The organism is Exiguobacterium sp. s168 (genome assembly GCF_018619035.1).
In the GTDB taxonomy this organism is placed as follows: Bacteria; Bacillota; Bacilli; order Exiguobacteriales; family Exiguobacteriaceae; genus Exiguobacterium_A; species Exiguobacterium_A acetylicum.
On sequence record NZ_JACSNE010000002.1, the window covers coordinates 98,420 to 115,656 of the forward strand.

Sequence of the window (17,237 nt, forward strand, 5' to 3'; positions counted from 1 at the left end):
TTTCCCCTATTTTGTAAAAATGGAAGCGTAATAATGACGCACTTCACTAATGAAATAGAGTGACCCCGTCACGACGTATGTCCGGTCCATCTCTAATTGATCGAAGAACGCTTCGACCGTCGTTACATTGGCGCCATCTTGCTTTAACTCCTCTATCGTCCGAGCTCGTGGAAAATCAAATATCGTCTCGTAAATATCTGGCGTAATGCTACGTAACTGCGTTAGCATCGCCGTACGGTCTTTGTCACGCAAAATTGAACAAAGTAACGTCACGGGTTTTGATTCCTCTTTTAACCGTTCAACCAGTGCCGTGATGCCTTCCGGGTTATGGGCACCATCGAGAATGATTCGTGGTTTGCGCGAGATGATCTCAAACCGTCCCGGATGTTTTGCTTCCCGTAATCCTTTTCGGATTGCCGCTTTCGACCAGCCGAGTCGCCGCGCACAGATGACGGCATTCGCCGCATTATGGACTTGATGATGACCTTCGAGCCCTAAGCGTGTCTCCGGAATCCCATCATATGTCGCCCAGGTCCCCGTCTCTTTTAAGCGGTAACGGATGATCGCTTCCTGACTCCATTTCAACGTTGCATTTCGATCCCCGCAATACGCCATTAACGGCACCGTCAACTCTTCCTGCAGTTTCCCGGCGATGACCGGCGTCCCTTGTTTGATGATGCCGAACTTCTGTAAGGCGATCTCTTGGAGCGTATCTCCGAGGATCGCTTGGTGATCGTGCCCGATCGACGTGATGATTGCCGCGACCGGCTTCTTGAAGACGTTTGTCGAATCATACAACCCACCGAGACCGACTTCATAGATGACGAAATCGGGACGAATCTGATCAAAATAATAGAAGGCAAGTCCTGTTAATGCTTCGAACTCAGTGACCGTACCGAGTGCCGGATCGATGCGCCCGATGGCCGCTTGAACAGCGATCGCAGATGCGACGAGATCGTCTTCTGCGATTGGTACTCCGTTCAACATGATCCGTTCTTCGAACTGAATGATATATGGCGACGTAAACGTCCCGATTTGTAATCCTTCCGCAATCCCCATCTCACGTAAGAATGCAACCGTCGATCCTTTCCCGTTCGTACCGGCGACATGAATCGTTGGAATCACGTCCGGGTCAATCTGTAATTCTAGTAACATCGCCTGCATCCGTTCAAGACCCGGTTTGACGCCGAATGCTAGTAAGCTCGATAACCATTCCAATACATCTTCTCGCGTCCTCATGCTGTTCGCTCCTTTAAAAAAAGTGGCTCAAGGAGACTTGAGCCACTGCTGTAATTAGTGTGAGAGTTCGTTGATGCGTGCTTCGACAGCTTGACGTTTTTCCGTATAATCAAGTGCCTTCGCTTTTTCTTCATCAATGACATGTGCTGGTGCTTTGCCGACGAAGCCAGGGTTGTTGAGTTTTTTCTCGACCCGTTCGACTTCTTTCGTATATTTGACGAGTTCCTTGTTCAAGCGCGCGATTTCTTCCTCGATGTTGATCAAGTCTGCGAGTGGGATGAACAATTCTGCTCCCGTTACGATCGCACTCATCGCTTTTTCTGGCGCTGGCATCTGTTCTTCGATCCGGAGTTCAGACGCGTTCGTGAACTTTTGCAAGTACGAGCTGTTTGACGACAAGTCGTCTTGAACACGTGCGTCATTCGTCGAGATAAACAGTTGGATCTGTTTCGACATCGGTGCGTTCACTTCCGCGCGGATGTTACGAACCGAACGGATGACGTTCTGAACTGCTTCGAATGCTGGAACAGCTTCCGGGAAGTCGAGTGATGCCTCGCGTGTTGGCCATGCAGCACGTGTGATCGTCTCGCCTTCATGCGGTAAGTGTTGCCAGATCTCTTCCGTGATGAACGGCATGAATGGATGCATCAGACGCATGATCCGGTCGAGCGTATAGGCAAGAACCGAACGCGTCGTCTGCTTCGCTGCTTCATCTTCCCCGTTGAGCGGTAATTTCGCCATCTCGATGTACCAGTTACAGAAGTCTTCCCAGATGAAGTGATAGAGAATGCGTCCTGCTTCACCAAACTCATATTTATCCGACAGACGTGTCACATCGTCGATCGTCGTCTGTAAGCGTGTCAGAATCCACTTATCTGCGAGTGACTTCTCGCCTGTCAAATCGATCTGATCAAACGTTAGACCATCCATGTTCATCAAGGCAAAACGGCTTGCGTTCCACAGTTTGTTCGAGAAGTTCCATGTTGCTTCGATTTTTTCCCAGTAGAAGCGGAGGTCGTTCCCTGGCGTCGATCCTGTCGTTAGGAACCAACGAAGTGAATCGGCACCATACTTCTCAATGACATCCATCGGGTCGATTCCGTTCCCGAGGGATTTCGACATCTTGCGTCCTTCCGAATCACGAATCAATCCGTGGATCAAGACGTCTTGGAATGGACGTTGTCCTGTGAATTCGTACGATTGGAAGATCATCCGTGATACCCAGAAAGCGATGATGTCATAACCCGTAACGAGTGTCGATGTCGGGAAGTATTTTTGATAATCGTCTGCGTCCGTATTCGGCCACCCCATCGTCGAGAACGGCCAAAGTGCTGAAGAGAACCACGTATCGAGGACATCGTTGTCTTGCTCCCAGTTCTCGATATCGGCTGGTGCTTCCTTGCCAACGTAGACTTCGCCTGTTTCTTTATGATACCAAGCCGGAATCCGGTGTCCCCACCAGAGTTGACGGCTGACACACCAGTCACGGATGTTTTCCATCCAGCGTACGTACGTGTTCTCAAAGCGTTGTGGAACGAAGTTGACCTTGTCTGGTCCTTGTTGCTCCTCGAGTGCTTTTTGCGCGAGTGGCTCCATTTTAACGAACCATTGGAGTGAGAGATACGGCTCAACGATTGCGTCTGAACGCTCCGAGTGACCGACAGAGTGCAAGTGTGGTTCGATTTTGATTAGAACACCTTCTGCTTTTAAATCTTCAACGATTTGTTTCCGGCATTCGAAACGATCCATGCCTTCGTATTTCCCTGCGTTCTCGTTCATCGTTCCATCTTCGTTCATGACGAGGACACGTGGTAACTCGTGACGGTTACCGACTTCGAAGTCGTTCGGGTCGTGTGCTGGCGTAATCTTAACGACACCTGTACCGAACTCCATGTCGACATAGTCATCAGCAACGATCGGAATCTCGCGACCAACGATTGGTAACGTGATCGTTTTTCCGACGAGGTGAGCATAACGCTCATCCTTCGGGTTCACGGCAATCGCTGTATCACCGAGCATCGTCTCCGGACGTGTCGTCGCTAGTTCAACGTGACCTGAACCGTCCGTTAGTGGATAGCTGAAGTGATAGAACGCACCTTCGATATCCTTGTAGATGACTTCGATATCCGAGATCGCTGTTTTCGTCGCTGGATCCCAGTTAACGATGTATTCGCCGCGGTAGATCAAGCCTTTTTCGTAAAGTTTCACGAAGACTTCTTGAACCGCTTCCGACAATCCTTCGTCAAGCGTGAAACGCTCACGTGAGTAATCGAGTCCAAGACCGAGTTTTGCCCATTGTGCACGAATCGTTGATGCGTACTCTTCTTTCCATGCCCATGATTGCTCGAGGAATTTCTCGCGCCCCATTTCAAGACGTGATTGTCCTTCTGCCCGCAGTTTTTGTTCGACTTTTGCTTGTGTTGCGATACCGGCATGGTCCATTCCCGGTAAGTAAAGGACGTCAAACCCTTGCATCCGCTTCATCCGTGTTAGCATGTCTTGTAACGTCGTGTCCCACGCGTGACCAAGGTGCAATTTACCTGTGACGTTCGGTGGTGGAATGACGATCGTGTACGGCTCTTTCTCTGGATCCTGGTCGGCTTTGAAATAGTCACCTTTCACCCAAAAGTCGTACCATTTTTCTTCCGTTGCCTGCGGATCATACTTCGTTGGCATTGATAATTCCTGCATCCTGATCGCTCCCTTTTTGTCCATAATAAAAACGGCTTTCTTTCGTCCTATGCTAAGGACGAAAGAAAGCCGTTGCTTTTTTCCGCGGTACCACCTTAGTTCATCCACAATCGGATGCCCTCGAGCCACGTAACGTGTGGAGGACGGATATCGCTCGTAAGACTCACGATACCAGCTCGTGGGGTGACCTTCCTCCTGTTCGCCCGTCACATCTTTCAGCCAAGGATGTGTTCTCTACACCGGTACGAATACAGGACTACTCTTCCCGTCATCGCTGTTGCCATTTTCTTCTTTACTCATTTTAGCCGAGAGTTCAAGTAATCGTCAAGAACTGCTTAACGACCAAATTCAACTTGGAGTTCTTGGAACGTCAATTCGACGGCTTCGATCGTCCGTTCGATGTCTTCGTCCGTATGGGCGATCGACAGGAAGAGACCTTCGAATTGTGACGGTGGTAAGAAGACACCACGCGCCGCCATCTTTTGATAATACGAACGGAACATCTCAAGGTTCGACGTTTTCGCTTTTTCGAAGTTCGTGACACGTTCATCCGTGAAGAAGACACCGAACATCGCGCCTGCGCGGTTCGTCGTCAGCGGAATGTTGTATTTCGCTGCAGCGTTCAGGTAGCCTTCTGACAGACGGCTCGCTTTCCGGTCGAACTCTGCATAGTGTTCTGGTTTCAATTGTGTCAATGTTGCTAGACCCGCTGCCATCGCGAGTGGGTTCCCGGATAACGTACCTGCTTGATAGATTGGACCTTGTGGTGCGATCTGTTCCATGATGTCCCGACGTCCGCCGTAAGCACCGACTGGCATTCCGCCGCCGATGACTTTACCGAGACACGTGATGTCTGGTGTAACACCGAAGTGCCCTTGTGCACAGTGGAATCCAACTCGGAAACCGGTCATGACTTCGTCAAAGATCAATAAGGCACTGTTTTCCGCCGTGATCTCCCGTAAGCCTTCGAGGAATCCTGGCTCTGGTGGTACGAAGCCCATGTTCCCAGCAGCCGGTTCGACGATGACACCAGCGATATCGTCGCCGTGTTTTTCAAACGCGATCCGGACAGCGTCCAAATCGTTATATGGAACTGTCAGCGTCATGCTCGCGATTTGCGCAGGAACTCCTGGTGAATCTGGTAGTCCGAGTGTCGCGACACCTGAACCCGCTTTGATCAAGAGCGAGTCACCGTGACCATGGTAACAGCCTTCGAACTTGAGGATTTTCGTCCGACCTGTGTAGCCGCGTGCGAGACGAAGCGCTGCCATCGTCGCTTCTGTCCCTGAGTTGACCATCCGGACGACTTCGACCGACGGCACCCGACTGATGACGACTTCCGCCATCGCTGATTCGATTTCCGTTGGTGTCCCGTAGCTCCAGCCACGTGTCGCTTGTTCTTGGATCGCAGAAGTGACGATTGGATCGGCATGACCGAGAATCATTGGTCCCCATGACAAGACATAATCGATATACTCTTTTCCGTCGATATCATAGAGCTTTGATCCTTTCGCATGATCTGCGAAAATCGGTGTCATCCCGACCGATTTATAAGCACGGACCGGACTGTTGACACCACCCGGCATGAGCGGGAGTGCCCGCTCGAATGCTTCTTTTGATTTTGAGTTCTGGTTAATTAAGCTCATTTCGCCCCCTCCAGGTAACGACAAATGTCTTTTGCGAAATAGGTGATGATTAAATCAGCGCCTGCTCGTTTAAAGCCAAGCATCGTCTCAAGGACGATTCGTTCTTCGTCGATCCAGCCGTTCAAGGCAGCGGCTTTGACCATTGCATACTCACCTGATACGTTATACGCGACAATTGGTAGATCGATTCGCTCGCGCACATCACGAATGATATCCATGAACGCAAGTGCAGGTTTGACGATCATGAAGTCAGCTCCTTGATCGACGTCCGCTGTTGCTTCGCGGAACGCTTCGCGACGGTTTGCTGGATCCATTTGATAACCTTTCCGGTCGCCTTCTCCCGGTGCCGAATTCGCTGCATCACGGAATGGACCGTAATAAGCAGACGCATATTTAACACCATAGCTCATGACCGGAATATGGCTGAAGCCATTCTCGTCTAATCCTTGACGAATCGCTGCGACGAATCCGTCCATCATCGATGATGGCGCGATGACGTCGGCACCCGCTCGAGCTTGTGAGATCGCTGTCTTGACGTGAAGCGGTAATGACGCATCATTATCGACCGTACCGTCGGCGACAATCCCACAGTGACCTGTCGACGTATATTCACATAAGCATGTGTCAGCGATGACCGTTAGCTGCGGGGCAACCTTCTTGACGAGACGTGTCGCTTCTTGAACGATCCCGTGATCGTGAAACGCACCTGATCCTTGCTCGTCTTTCAAGTGGTCATGCGGAACACCGAATAAGATAACAGATTCGATTCCGAGTGCGACGACTTCTTCAATCTCAGCCGTCAGATGATCAAGTGATAAGTTGAAGACGCCAGGCATCGAGCTGACTTCGCGTTTAATATCTTCGCCTTCAGCGACGAAAATCGGATAAATCAAATCTGATTTATGCAACTGGTTCTCGCGGACGAGTGACCGGAGTGATGCGGTATGGCGCAAACGACGGTGACGTGCGTATTCTAATGTGTTCATGCTGATTCCTCCTCAATGATACGATCAATCATGCCGTCTACCGTGAATTCACGGGCGACATGGATCGGTTGAAGTCCGGCTGCTTTTGCTGCTTGCTCCGTGATTGTCCCAATGACGATGAACGTCGTCTGCGGGAATAGTGGAGCAATCGCTTCGACAGCGGAAGGACTCTGCAGTCCAATATAGGTGGCAGTTCTGACAAGTGCTTCAGGTAGCCGACGGGTGACAGTTTCATACGTGATGATATCTTCGATCGTATATCGATTCAGTTTTCGTAACTGATCGACCGGCGCTTTCCGCGATCGGTTCCCTCGCGCAAAAACGATATGATCGCCGTTAGACAAGTGTGGTCCCAGTTCTGCGACGAGTGCGTCTCCTGTAAAGGTCGACGGACAGAAGTCGGCTGTTCGACCGTACTTCGCAAGTGCATCTGCCGTCTTTCGTCCGACGACCGCGATACGCGTTGCTGCTAATTCAGGCAACGCATCAGCAATCCGGTGGACACCATTCGGACTCGTCACGATGAGCCAATCAATTCCCTTCGGTAACGTAAACGAAACCGGTCGCGTTTCAATGACAGGATAATGCACTGACTCGATCGCGACGGCGCGCAGTCGCGCCATCTGCTCGGTCGTCGGTGGTCGGCTGCCCGTGAAGAGTACCTGCTTACAAGTCATCCGGAAGTGTCGCGAGAATCTCACGACCGCCCGAAGCAAGCAGACGTTCGGCAACATCTTGACCGAGTTGCATCGGGTCAAGACCTGATTCGCGCTCGAGTAGGATTTGCTCTCCATCGACGGATCCAATGAATCCGACGAGTGTCGTTGACAGATCTTCGTTGATCGTTGCAAATCCACCGACCGGAACGTGACAGCTACCTTCGATCGCTGCTAGGAAAGCGCGCTCGGCATAAGCTACTTTTTCTGTCATCTGATCATGGATCAGATGAAGGAGGTCACGTACTTCTTGGTCATGTGCGCGACATTCAATACCGAGGATTCCTTGACCGACGGCTGGAATCATGTCGTCTGTCGAGAGATATTCCGAAACGACGTCTTCAGACCAACCCATCCGTTGTAGACCTGCTGCCGCGAGCAAAATCCCGTCAAACGGACCATTCTTTAATTTATCGAGTCGTGTGTCGATGTTTCCGCGAATCGATTCGATTTTTAAATCAGGGCGGAGTTTTAGCAATTGCGACCCACGACGTAAACTGCTCGTGCCGACAACTGCGCCTTCTGGCAAGGAAGCAAGACCTTCGCCTGTTTTCGTGATCAAGGCATCACGCGCATCGACACGCGCTGGTGTTGCACCGATGATGAGACCGTCCGGTAATTCAGAAGGTAGATCCTTCATGCTATGAACAGCAAAATCGATTTCTTCGTCAATCATCTGTTGCTCGATCTCTTTTACGAATAATCCTTTACCGCCGACTTTCGAGAGCGTCACATCCAAAATGCGGTCCCCTTTTGTGATGATGTTCTTGATTTCGAACTCATACGGCGCGCCGGCTTGTTTCAACTGGTCAATGACCCATTTCGTCTGTGTCATCGCAAGCTTCGAGCTTCGCGATCCAACAATGATTTTTCGCATGCTAAAATCCCCCTGTACAATGATAAAGGGGCGGCACAAGTCCGCCCCATGCATTTTCTATTGTAACACAAATCGTGCTTTGTTCACCGGTTCACAGCTTTTGCAGAAGGTGTCGTCTCTTCTGATGTCATGACGTCATCTTCGAGCCCTTCGAATAAGTCTTCGTTTAATGCAAACGTATCCATGAACTGCGCAATCCGCTCATCGGCATCTGGTTTCGCTGCCGCATCTTTAATATAAGACAACGGTTCACGCAACAACTGGTTGATGATTGATTTCATGTGTTTACCAATGACGGTTTTTTCACGTTTCGACATCTCCGGTAATTTCCGTTCCAAGCTTTGCATCGTTTCTTGTTGAATGCGTAACGCCTGGTCTCGCAATTCCGTGATAATTGGTACGACACCCAGTGTCGTCATCCAACCTTCGAACTCAGCAATCGCCGCTTCAATCCGTTGTTCGATCTTCGCTGCTTCCTTCATCCGTTCCGCCATGTTTTGTTGGACGATCGATGTCAGATCATCGACATCGTACAAATGAACACCTGGCAAGTCACCGACGGTTGGTTCGATGTCGCGTGGTACGGCGATATCGATCAAGAGGAATGGACGATCGTGCCGGAACAGCTGTGCTGCCGCGATGTCTTCGCGTTTGATGATGGCACGTTTTGCACCAGTTGAAGAGATGACGATGTCTGCCCGAAGCAAACCGCACTGCATCTCGTTAATCGAATGTGCCGATCCTTCGAACCGATTCGCGACCTCTTCTGCTTTAGCTAACGTCCGGTTAAAGACCGTGATATCGCGTGCCCCTGCTTCATATAGGTTGAGCGTCGTCAATTCGCCGGTTTCTCCCGCACCGATGACGACGATTGATTTATCTTCAAGCGATCCGAGTAACTGTTCGGCAAGCGTGACAGCAGCAGCACTGACAGAAACGGCATTTTCACCGATTCCAGTTTCTGCGTGAGCCCGTTTGGCGAGCGTGACCGCTTCTTTGAAGAGTTTATTGAAGACCGTTCCTGTCGTTTCAAGCTTCTGCGCCATGAAGAAGCTTGTCTTGACTTGACCAAGGATCTGCGTTTCACCGACGATCATCGAATCAAGTCCACTCGTCACGCGGAACAGATGCTTCATCGCATCGAACCCTTCATGGATGAAGAGATACGGCTCCAGTTCCTCCATCGTCAAACCGAACCAGTTTGCAAGGAAACGTTTCGTATAATACCGTCCTGTATGTGGCTGATCCGTCACGACGTACAGTTCTGTCCGATTACATGTCGAGACGATGACACTTTCAAAAATACTTTTTTCATCGCGCAATGCGACGACCGCTCCCTTCATCTCATGCTCCCCAAATGAGACTTGTTCGCGTATTGATACAGGCGCTGTTTTGTTATTCAAGCCGACCACTACGATATGCATGCGCTCTACCCCTTACGTCCAAAGATTTCGTTCCGATCTATCTTTTCGTTCTCTATCCTACATTATAACCATTATAAAAAAGATTCCAATCAATTTATAAACTAAAATGAGTCGAAGTTGTGAAATCTTCTTCATTTTTTCTCTTCTTCTACCTTATCCCTCTCTCTTGAAAATCACAAACCCTCTGCTCCTAAAAAGGTCAGAGGGTTACACTTTACTTCAAGGATTTTGGTGATACCGTCACGTCTGGTACATCAAGACGTTGCTGACGTAAACGATAGATCCGAGCGATATTTTGAACGACGACCTTTGAAACTGCGTATGTTGGAACCGCCAAGATGACCCCGATGATTCCACCGATTTTTCCGGCAACGAGCAAAACGATGATAATCGTCAACGGATGAACCTTGAGTGTCTTTCCTTGGACATAAGGAGAAATCAAGTTCGACTCGATTTGCTGCGCGACGACGATCGTGATGATCGCATAGACGGCTTTGATCGGATCATCGATGAATCCAACGATGACCGCCGGTACAGCACCGATGTAGGGACCAAGATACGGAATGATGTTCGTAATCGTACAGAATAAGGCGAGCAGTAGCGCATATTGAATGTCGGCGATGAAGAAACCAATCAATGACATGAGGCCGACGCAGATCGAGACGATGACCTGTCCATTGACGTAATGCTTCACTGTCACGTGCATATCGTGCAAGATTTTACGTGTTTCTGTTTCATAGCTTTTCGGCAATAGCTTCACGACAGAATCCGGAAACTTATAGCCGTCAAGCAACATGTAAACTAAGATGAACGGTACTAAGACGATGATTAAAACTGTCGAAGAGATGACACCGAAAATCGTTCCGACAGACGTCGAGACAGACTTAAAGACTGTGCCGATATACGACGTTGCTTCATTCGTCCACTTGTCAAACAAGTCCGTGTTCTCGTGAACCCATGTCGAGATGAATCGGTTGTTCATCAATTGATCGCGTAAATTTAACGTCTGATCACGCAATTCAACGACGAGTGTCGGAATGCTTGTCGCAAAATCCGTCACCTGTTCGACTAAGATCGGTCCGATTGATGCAACCGCAATCGTCAGGATTGTAATGAAACCAAGCAAGACGATCAGCACGGCAAGACCACGCTTCTTGACCCGCTTCTGCAACGCATCCACGATACCGAGCGTAAAGTAATAGAAGATCCCTGCGATGATCAATGGCGGGAAAATCAAGGCCAACATGACTCGAATTGGCTGGAATAAGAATGAAATCTTCGTTCCAACCCAGATGACGAGAAAAATCATCAATACCCAGATTAATGCTTTGAACCATTTGTTTCGTAACAACTCCACCTAACTTATCCCCCTCATACCTATTCGTCAGCCGACTTTTTCCTCGGTGACGTCTTCGAGACGTTGGCGTTCCATCTGTCCCCAGTTTCCTCGACCCGTCAAGAATTGAATCAATCCTCCTAATTTGAAGAAAACGAGAATCGGACGGTACCAGAACGACTCGGTCAAAGACCATAGATACAACCGAATCAATTCCTTGACGTTCTTGAATCGGTGCATCGTCCACTCTTCCAATAATACGGCACCTGCTGATAATAAGGAACCGTAGAGTAAAGCGACGACTAATAAGACGATCCCAAATTCAAAGTTGAGTGTACCGACGAGTAGATTGAGCGGAATGATGAAATAACCAATCAGTTCGACGATGGGTCCGAGCAGTTCAATCAAAAAGAAATATAACATCGAGACACTACCAACAGAGCCATATTTGGGATTGCCAATCATCCGTTTATGTGTCCACAACGTCTCAGCAAGACCACGATGCCAACGTGTTCGCTGTGAACGTAACACTTCCATCGACTCAGGAGCTTGTGTCCAACAAACCGGTGCCGGAACGTACTCGATGCGTTTATCGAGCTTATTTTCCTTCATGTACCGGTGCAAACGAACGACAAGCTCCATGTCCTCACCGACAAGCCCTTCCTTATACCCACCTGCCTGTACGACGATGTTCTTTTGGAACAATCCGAAGGCACCGGAGACGATCAATAAGATATTGAAACGGCTAAGACCAAGGCGACCAAACAGGAACGCTCGGAAATATTCGATCATCTGCATCAGGACGATCCGTTGTTTTGGTGTCCGAATCTCGACGATTTCGCCGCCTTCGATCGTACAACCGTTAACGAGGAAGATCGAACCACATGTCGCGACGACTTCTTCATCTGACTCAACGATCGGCTTCATGACTTTCAATAACGCATCACGCTCTAAAATCGAATCCGCGTCAAGCGAACAGAAATACGGATAACTCGAGTGATCGATACCGGCATTCAAGGCATCTGCCTTTCCACCATTCTCTTTATCGATGACGATCAAGCGACTATCAATCCGCGAACGATAGACTTGTTTAACTGGCTTCGAACCGATCAAGATTCGCGGATAGCGGATTTCCTTCTCTAACTCATACGAACGGAATAGTTCATCCATCGTTCCGTCCTTTGAACCATCGTTGATGACGATGACTTCATGCTCCGGGTAGTCAAGCGCTAGTAATGCTTGAACACTTGACACGATCGTATATTCTTCATTATAGGCTGGAACAAGGATACTGACCGGTCGTGTATAGAGTGACCGCATCAGCGGCAAGTAGGAGCTCTCTTTCCGGCGGAAACGTTGTCGTCGCACCATCTGAGCTGAAATCAGGTACAGCGTCGAATAGAACACGATGACGAGTAGCATATAAATCAATACTGTCCAGGAAAGGACTTCAATAATGGCTTGGATTGTCTCAGACGACATGATGTTTCATCTCCTTTGCCAACCGTTCTGTTGCTTTTTGACGCGCATAGCGGTCGGGGTGTGTACTTGATACCTTCGCCAACTGTTCAATCCCACCACAAGAAAGTAACGCATCGAAGGCTGCCGTCCGAACCCACCACGATCGACTACCGACAAACGGCAAGATCGCTGGTATCGCATCGTCTGGAACGACATGTTCTAAGAAACGAAGGGCAAGCATTTGCTCGACCCAACTCGATTCTTCTTCCAAGTATGGGACATACAATTTCCAGTCTTCCTCAAGTCCGATTCGCGTGAGTGCACGAAGGGCACGTTTTCGAATTTCTGGATTTTCATCTGTTGTCTTGTCACGAACGAGCGCGATATAACGTGTTTCATCGCGGTCAAAGATCAGCTGAAGAATCGCTAACCTAAAGGACAACGTTAATTCTTCAAACGCAGTCACCCATTCCGCCAAGTCTTGGCTACGCCCGACCGCAAGAATCGCACCAAAGAAGCTAATGTCATTTTCTTGTTTAGCGATCGCGATTGCATCTTGTTCGGATAGTGACACGAGTGTGCGGACGATGACATCGCTCTCCTCTTTTTCAATTGCCTTTCCCCAACGCGCATGAATCATTGGTGCGACTGCGACCAAACGGAATTGAGACACCGCTTCATAGGCGTTCAAGCGGCGGTCAATCCGGCGATGCTTCAATTGTTGTTCATAATACGCTTGCATATTGGCAGCGACGAATGCTTGCACTCGTTCGAGATGTGCCGGTGTTGCCGTTAAATTGGACAGGGCGAACAGTTCAAGATCCGCTAAATCCTCGTTTCCTTTTTGAATCGTCGGCATGTCCTGTCGTTCCCCTGTCGCATAGTCATAGATGTCATCTCGAAAGGCGAGTTGCCAATCGCGCCGTGCATGCTCGCGGTTGGCACGTTGTCGTTTTTGGACGACGAGATAGATCAGTGCCCCACCTTGTAAGAGAACGAGTACGACGATGAATACTAGAATCGCCTGCATCATCGGCCGTCCTCGACTTTTCGGATCCATGCGCGGAACTCTTCGATTTTCAGCGGGAGCGTCATGATGTAATCAACACCACGATCAATCGCTAGGACGTGATCTCGTTCGCGGTTATACATCGAGATCATCATCGATTGGAATGGCGCGATACTTTGTTGTTTTGCCCGCAACAACAATTCCAGTCCATCTGCTCGCGGTAATGCGGACGTGAACACGAGCAAGTACGGACGGGAGGCCACATACTCATCAAGGAACGTCTCTGCTCGTTCAAACGTTACGAACCGTTCGAATCGTTCCATCAGTTCCCGTTCCATCATCCGGCGGATATGTGGATCTTCCGTTACGACGACGACCTCCGCGATATGCTGGATTTTTTTATAGCGTGCAAGGCGATCGAGAACAAGCTCGCGCGACAGCGTCGCCGGTAAAATTTCGCGTGCATTTTCTAACCCATAGAAAGAGGATTCCGTATTAAAATACACGACGGGGATTCGTTCCTCGATGACGGGTTCACTCGCGAGGACGACATCGGCATACGAGATGTCTGTCCGCACGCACCATCCTTCCTCGATCAGACCATTGACCGTCTCCGGCATTTGTCCGACCGTGTGCACGAACAAGGTATTCGTCGACGATTGTCGGACAACCTCTTCCGTCCATTCAATCGTTGAACTGACCTCACGATCTTGACTTGTTGACTCAAACGACTGATTGATTAACTTCCACATCTCTTCACGCCGCATTTAGTTCCCTCCCTCAGTGAATGCTTTTTTCATCGTATGATAGACCGGCTTCAATTCTTCACGTTGCTGCGGATTCGTCCATTCCGCCCAGTTGTAGAAACCACGATCCTTCTCTGGAATGCGTGTCTCACCGACTTGACCTGTGACTTCGATTCCTTCTGTGATCATCTTCGCTTCGAGCCCATCTTTCCAGAAGTCGCCGATGATTTCGTGTTTACTAGGGTCACGCATATTCAAGACCATCCATGGAATACGGAGTTCGACGGTTGGTTTCGTCACATCTGAGATATCCGTCAAGATGTCATCCGGTTCTCCTTCGTGTAAAACACCTGTGTCCCATTTAACGGCTGGTTTGACGATTTTTTTCGTCACCGGATCTCGTCTTGCATAATCGAGCATTTGATAGATTGGAACGAACTTACCGCTATCTTTTTGATCAGATGGCGGTTTCACCATCTCAAACGGCATCTTCAAACCGTAATGATAACGGAAGATGTCATAGCGAGCATCGACATCGATACGCGCCGTCTGATCAATCGTCAGGCGATATTCGGCTCCTTCGTCAAGCGTCAACGGACCGACTTTCGTATTCCCATCATTCGGTTTCGTCGATAGTGCAAGTGTCGTCGGCTCTGCTTTCTTCCGATCGATGCGCAAGTAGAGATATGCCTCGTCAGAAGTCATGTAAATCGCTTGATCCTTATTTTCAGCAACTGGAGCATACCCTTTCCAGTCATCCAGTTTTCCGTCAATGACGATGTCCGAACGAAGGAAACCAAGCATCCCGAAATGTTGTTCACTCGTCTGGACATTCGACCAGCGTGGACGAGTATCCGCATCATCATAATCCATCGTGTTCCACGTCCGTTTGAACCATTCATCTTGCCAGATGAAGACAAGTCCACCGGCCGTCTTGACGTCCTTGATGTCCTGATAGAGCTGCGCGACGAGTTCACCTTGTTTCTTTTCACTGACATGTCCTTGATCAAAACCATTCGGTCCAAGGTGTGTCTTACCGCGTGAGCTTGGAATGCCGAATTCTGATACGAGTAACGGCATCTCATGATAGTCTTTCATTTCTTTCAAATAACGAGCATATGATTCAGAGCCCTTGTCTGCTTTTTGGCTGTATTCTTCCTTGATGAACGAAGGATAATACGGATAGATGTGATAAGACGCAAACAAGCCACCAGGGAAATCCTTCGTTGCTTTCAAATGATTGAAGTCGATCGAGACGAGATCTTGCTCTTCTTCAACTTCTTTCGGGTGTTTCAACGGATCCGTCGTCGGCCAGTTCGTCGAACCAATTGGTCGAGTCGTTCCGTACTCTTTAATTTCATGTGCTGTCGCTGTATCCATCCGACCGGCAAGCCACGATTCAAACGGTGACGCCTCTTTTGTCGTCGTCACGTACTTCCCTTCAAATCGTGTGCCTTTGTTCTTTTTATTCGTCTCAACGACGGCTTCCGGTAACCATTCGATTCCAAAGACGAATGCTGAAACGTATTGCGAAACGTCCGATGTATATGTTCCAGAAGCATGACCAACGACTTCCTTGACGACGGCGTTGCCATGAATGACATCGACCATTCGTTTTGCTTCCGTATCGGTCATCTTCAAGAAGTCTGGCTCAAAAGCGTTCTTCAACTCTTCGAATGGTTTTTCCTCGACCCACATACCTTGCATCAGATAAATCGGTTGTTTTGCACGTTCATTATAGGCTTTTAGTGCATCATAGAAAGCCGGTGGATGAAGCGTATATATTCGAATTGTATTGACGCCCAACTCACCAATTTCCTTTAGCCAACGATCGTATTCATTACGACTGATCGCATGTTCCCCGGGAAATGCACCGGGTCGACCGAGTCCGACGTTGACGCCTTTGACGAAATACGGCTTCCATTCGCCATCTTGATACATTTCAAGTGTGTCTTGTCCTTCACGTGCTCGAGTTCGTAGTTCTTGATTACCGACTTTCGTTTGAGAGAGTGGCTTAACTTTCGCAGCCTGCGTCGAGACACGTTTTGTATCTTCTAGAATTCGTGTCAGTGTCGGGGCATAAATCTTCCAAAAGAATGCTGATTCACTCTCTGCACTATCGAGAATGAACTGTTTGCGGAACCAATCGAGCCCACTATATCGATAGTAGCGCGGGATATCCGCGACATCAGTGTAGTCCCCAGCAAAATAGTGTCCACTTCCTTGCGTGACATACGCTGGGAATTCAAGCGGCAACTGATATTTCCGAAGCATCGCTTGGGTTTGTTTTGACGGTTTCCAAGAAAAATGCGCTTGTTGCTCGCCACCGTCTAGCTCTAAAATCTCAAACCAGTAGTTATAACGGACCTCATCTTTTGCATTGCCCTTGTTTTTATCCCATTTATAGAGAAGCGGCGTGTCATCATTAACAAAGAATGCTTTTTCTGTTGAGTCATTGATAAAGACATAACCTGGACCAGATAGTTTGAATTCTTTTTCTTTCGCCTGCGCTTTTAATTGAGCTACGACGTTCTTCTCAAGACCTTGCAGTTTTGTTAAATCCGGGAAAAACCGACCAATCCATCCTGTCCAAGCCGTTCCGAATAATTGGCGGAACGCATTGGACCGTTCGACTGACGTCGGACTTGCCGCCGTATTAAACTCCGCCACGACCGTTTTCCCTTGCGAAATCGCTTCGGTCGCAAGCTCGACGTCTTCCGTCGTCAAGCCACCACGATGTTCTTTTTTTCCGTTGACGTCATATGACTTTCCATACGTATCCGTAAACAACAGCACATCTGCTTTAGAGGCTTGTTGTAACATTTTTTCACCTTGTGTTCCGTCATAACGGTTGATGTAGTCCGAATACGCATAATCCTGCCCTTGCGCATTTCGGATCTTTAAGTGATTCAATAACCACGTCGTTCCGGCATGCTCTCGCTCCTCCGTTCCGTTCGTGTAGTCAAATAGCGCAATGTTTAATGTCTTTTCCTGTTTCAAGAACCAAATGGCAAATGGTGTCAGAATGAGTAAGACGACGATTGCGAACGTCCATTTATAACGCCTCATATTGGCATAGCCTCCCACTAGAACAATTTGTTCCTAT

12 protein-coding genes and 1 other annotated feature are annotated in these 17,237 nt (G+C 48.9%); all 12 genes read right to left on the reverse strand.

What is annotated here, in order from left to right; genetic code table 11:
- Positions 1-6: 6 nt before the first annotated feature.
- The 12 genes from KNQ15_RS01950 to KNQ15_RS02005 all read right to left on the reverse strand — a co-directional run bounded on the left by KNQ15_RS01950 (position 7) and on the right by KNQ15_RS02005 (position 17,200).
- Positions 7-1,239 carry a bifunctional folylpolyglutamate synthase/dihydrofolate synthase gene (locus tag KNQ15_RS01950; RefSeq protein WP_214727466.1) on the reverse strand — a complete coding sequence of 411 codons (1,233 nt, stop codon included), beginning with the start codon at positions 1,237-1,239 and terminating at the stop codon, positions 7-9.
- A 54-nt stretch (positions 1,240-1,293) separates the two neighbouring features.
- A complete protein-coding gene (locus tag KNQ15_RS01955; RefSeq protein ID WP_425323772.1) occupies positions 1,294-3,930 on the reverse strand; it encodes a valine--tRNA ligase in 2,637 nt (878 codons plus the stop codon).
- 51 nt (positions 3,931-3,981) lie between these two features.
- Positions 3,982-4,211 (reverse strand) — a binding site (T-box leader).
- 54 nt (positions 4,212-4,265) lie between these two features.
- Entirely contained in the window at positions 4,266-5,576 is a 1,311-nt protein-coding gene (gene hemL / locus KNQ15_RS01960) for a glutamate-1-semialdehyde 2,1-aminomutase (RefSeq protein WP_214727468.1), read from the reverse strand.
- A complete protein-coding gene (hemB, locus tag KNQ15_RS01965) occupies positions 5,573-6,562 on the reverse strand; it encodes a porphobilinogen synthase (protein ID WP_214727470.1) in 990 nt (329 codons plus the stop codon). Before hemB ends, hemL begins: the two co-directional genes overlap by 4 nt.
- Complete coding sequence (locus tag KNQ15_RS01970; protein WP_029342277.1) at positions 6,559-7,239, reverse strand: uroporphyrinogen-III synthase; 681 nt, start codon at positions 7,237-7,239, stop codon at positions 6,559-6,561. The genes hemB and KNQ15_RS01970 overlap by 4 nt, the downstream gene beginning before the upstream one ends.
- The gene (hemC, locus tag KNQ15_RS01975; protein ID WP_214727472.1) at positions 7,229-8,155 is read right to left on the reverse strand and encodes a hydroxymethylbilane synthase; all 927 of its coding nucleotides are present in this window, start codon (positions 8,153-8,155) and stop codon (positions 7,229-7,231) included. Before hemC ends, KNQ15_RS01970 begins: the two co-directional genes overlap by 11 nt.
- 83 nt (positions 8,156-8,238) lie before the next feature.
- Positions 8,239-9,579, reverse strand: coding sequence for a glutamyl-tRNA reductase (gene hemA, locus KNQ15_RS01980; RefSeq protein WP_029342279.1), 1,341 nt, complete (start codon positions 9,577-9,579; stop codon positions 8,239-8,241).
- 214 nt (positions 9,580-9,793) lie between these two features.
- Complete coding sequence (locus KNQ15_RS01985) at positions 9,794-10,936, reverse strand: AI-2E family transporter (RefSeq protein ID WP_214727474.1); 1,143 nt, start codon at positions 10,934-10,936, stop codon at positions 9,794-9,796.
- 27 nt (positions 10,937-10,963) lie between these two features.
- Complete coding sequence (locus KNQ15_RS01990; RefSeq protein WP_029342281.1) at positions 10,964-12,397, reverse strand: glycosyltransferase family 2 protein; 1,434 nt, start codon at positions 12,395-12,397, stop codon at positions 10,964-10,966.
- Positions 12,387-13,436 (reverse strand): HEAT repeat domain-containing protein, encoded by a 1,050-nt coding sequence (locus KNQ15_RS01995; RefSeq protein WP_214727476.1) that lies wholly within the window; start codon positions 13,434-13,436, stop codon positions 12,387-12,389. The genes KNQ15_RS01990 and KNQ15_RS01995 overlap by 11 nt, the downstream gene beginning before the upstream one ends.
- Positions 13,406-14,152: a response regulator gene (locus KNQ15_RS02000; protein ID WP_214727478.1), complete on the reverse strand. Its 747-nt coding sequence runs from the start codon at positions 14,150-14,152 to the stop codon at positions 13,406-13,408. Before KNQ15_RS02000 ends, KNQ15_RS01995 begins: the two co-directional genes overlap by 31 nt.
- Positions 14,153-17,200, reverse strand: coding sequence for a hypothetical protein (locus KNQ15_RS02005; RefSeq protein WP_029342284.1), 3,048 nt, complete (start codon positions 17,198-17,200; stop codon positions 14,153-14,155).
- Between the last annotated feature and the right edge of the window lie 37 nt (positions 17,201-17,237).

Coding starts and splice junctions, on each gene's coding strand:
- KNQ15_RS01970 (WP_029342277.1), bottom strand. CDS start 7,239: ATGACTTGTAAGCAGGTACTCTTCACGGGCAGCCGACCACCGACGACC.
- KNQ15_RS01990 (WP_029342281.1), bottom strand. CDS start 12,397: ATGTCGTCTGAGACAATCCAAGCCATTATTGAAGTCCTTTCCTGGACA.
- KNQ15_RS02005 (WP_029342284.1), bottom strand. CDS start 17,200: ATGAGGCGTTATAAATGGACGTTCGCAATCGTCGTCTTACTCATTCTG.
- KNQ15_RS01950 (WP_214727466.1), bottom strand. CDS start 1,239: ATGAGGACGCGAGAAGATGTATTGGAATGGTTATCGAGCTTACTAGCA.
- KNQ15_RS01995 (WP_214727476.1), bottom strand. CDS start 13,436: ATGGATCCGAAAAGTCGAGGACGGCCGATGATGCAGGCGATTCTAGTA.
- hemB (WP_214727470.1), bottom strand. CDS start 6,562: ATGAACACATTAGAATACGCACGTCACCGTCGTTTGCGCCATACCGCA.
- KNQ15_RS02000 (WP_214727478.1), bottom strand. CDS start 14,152: ATGCGGCGTGAAGAGATGTGGAAGTTAATCAATCAGTCGTTTGAGTCA.
- KNQ15_RS01955 (WP_425323772.1), bottom strand. CDS start 3,930: ATGCAGGAATTATCAATGCCAACGAAGTATGATCCGCAGGCAACGGAA.
- hemL (WP_214727468.1), bottom strand. CDS start 5,576: ATGAGCTTAATTAACCAGAACTCAAAATCAAAAGAAGCATTCGAGCGG.
- hemA (WP_029342279.1), bottom strand. CDS start 9,579: ATGCATATCGTAGTGGTCGGCTTGAATAACAAAACAGCGCCTGTATCA.
- hemC (WP_214727472.1), bottom strand. CDS start 8,155: ATGCGAAAAATCATTGTTGGATCGCGAAGCTCGAAGCTTGCGATGACA.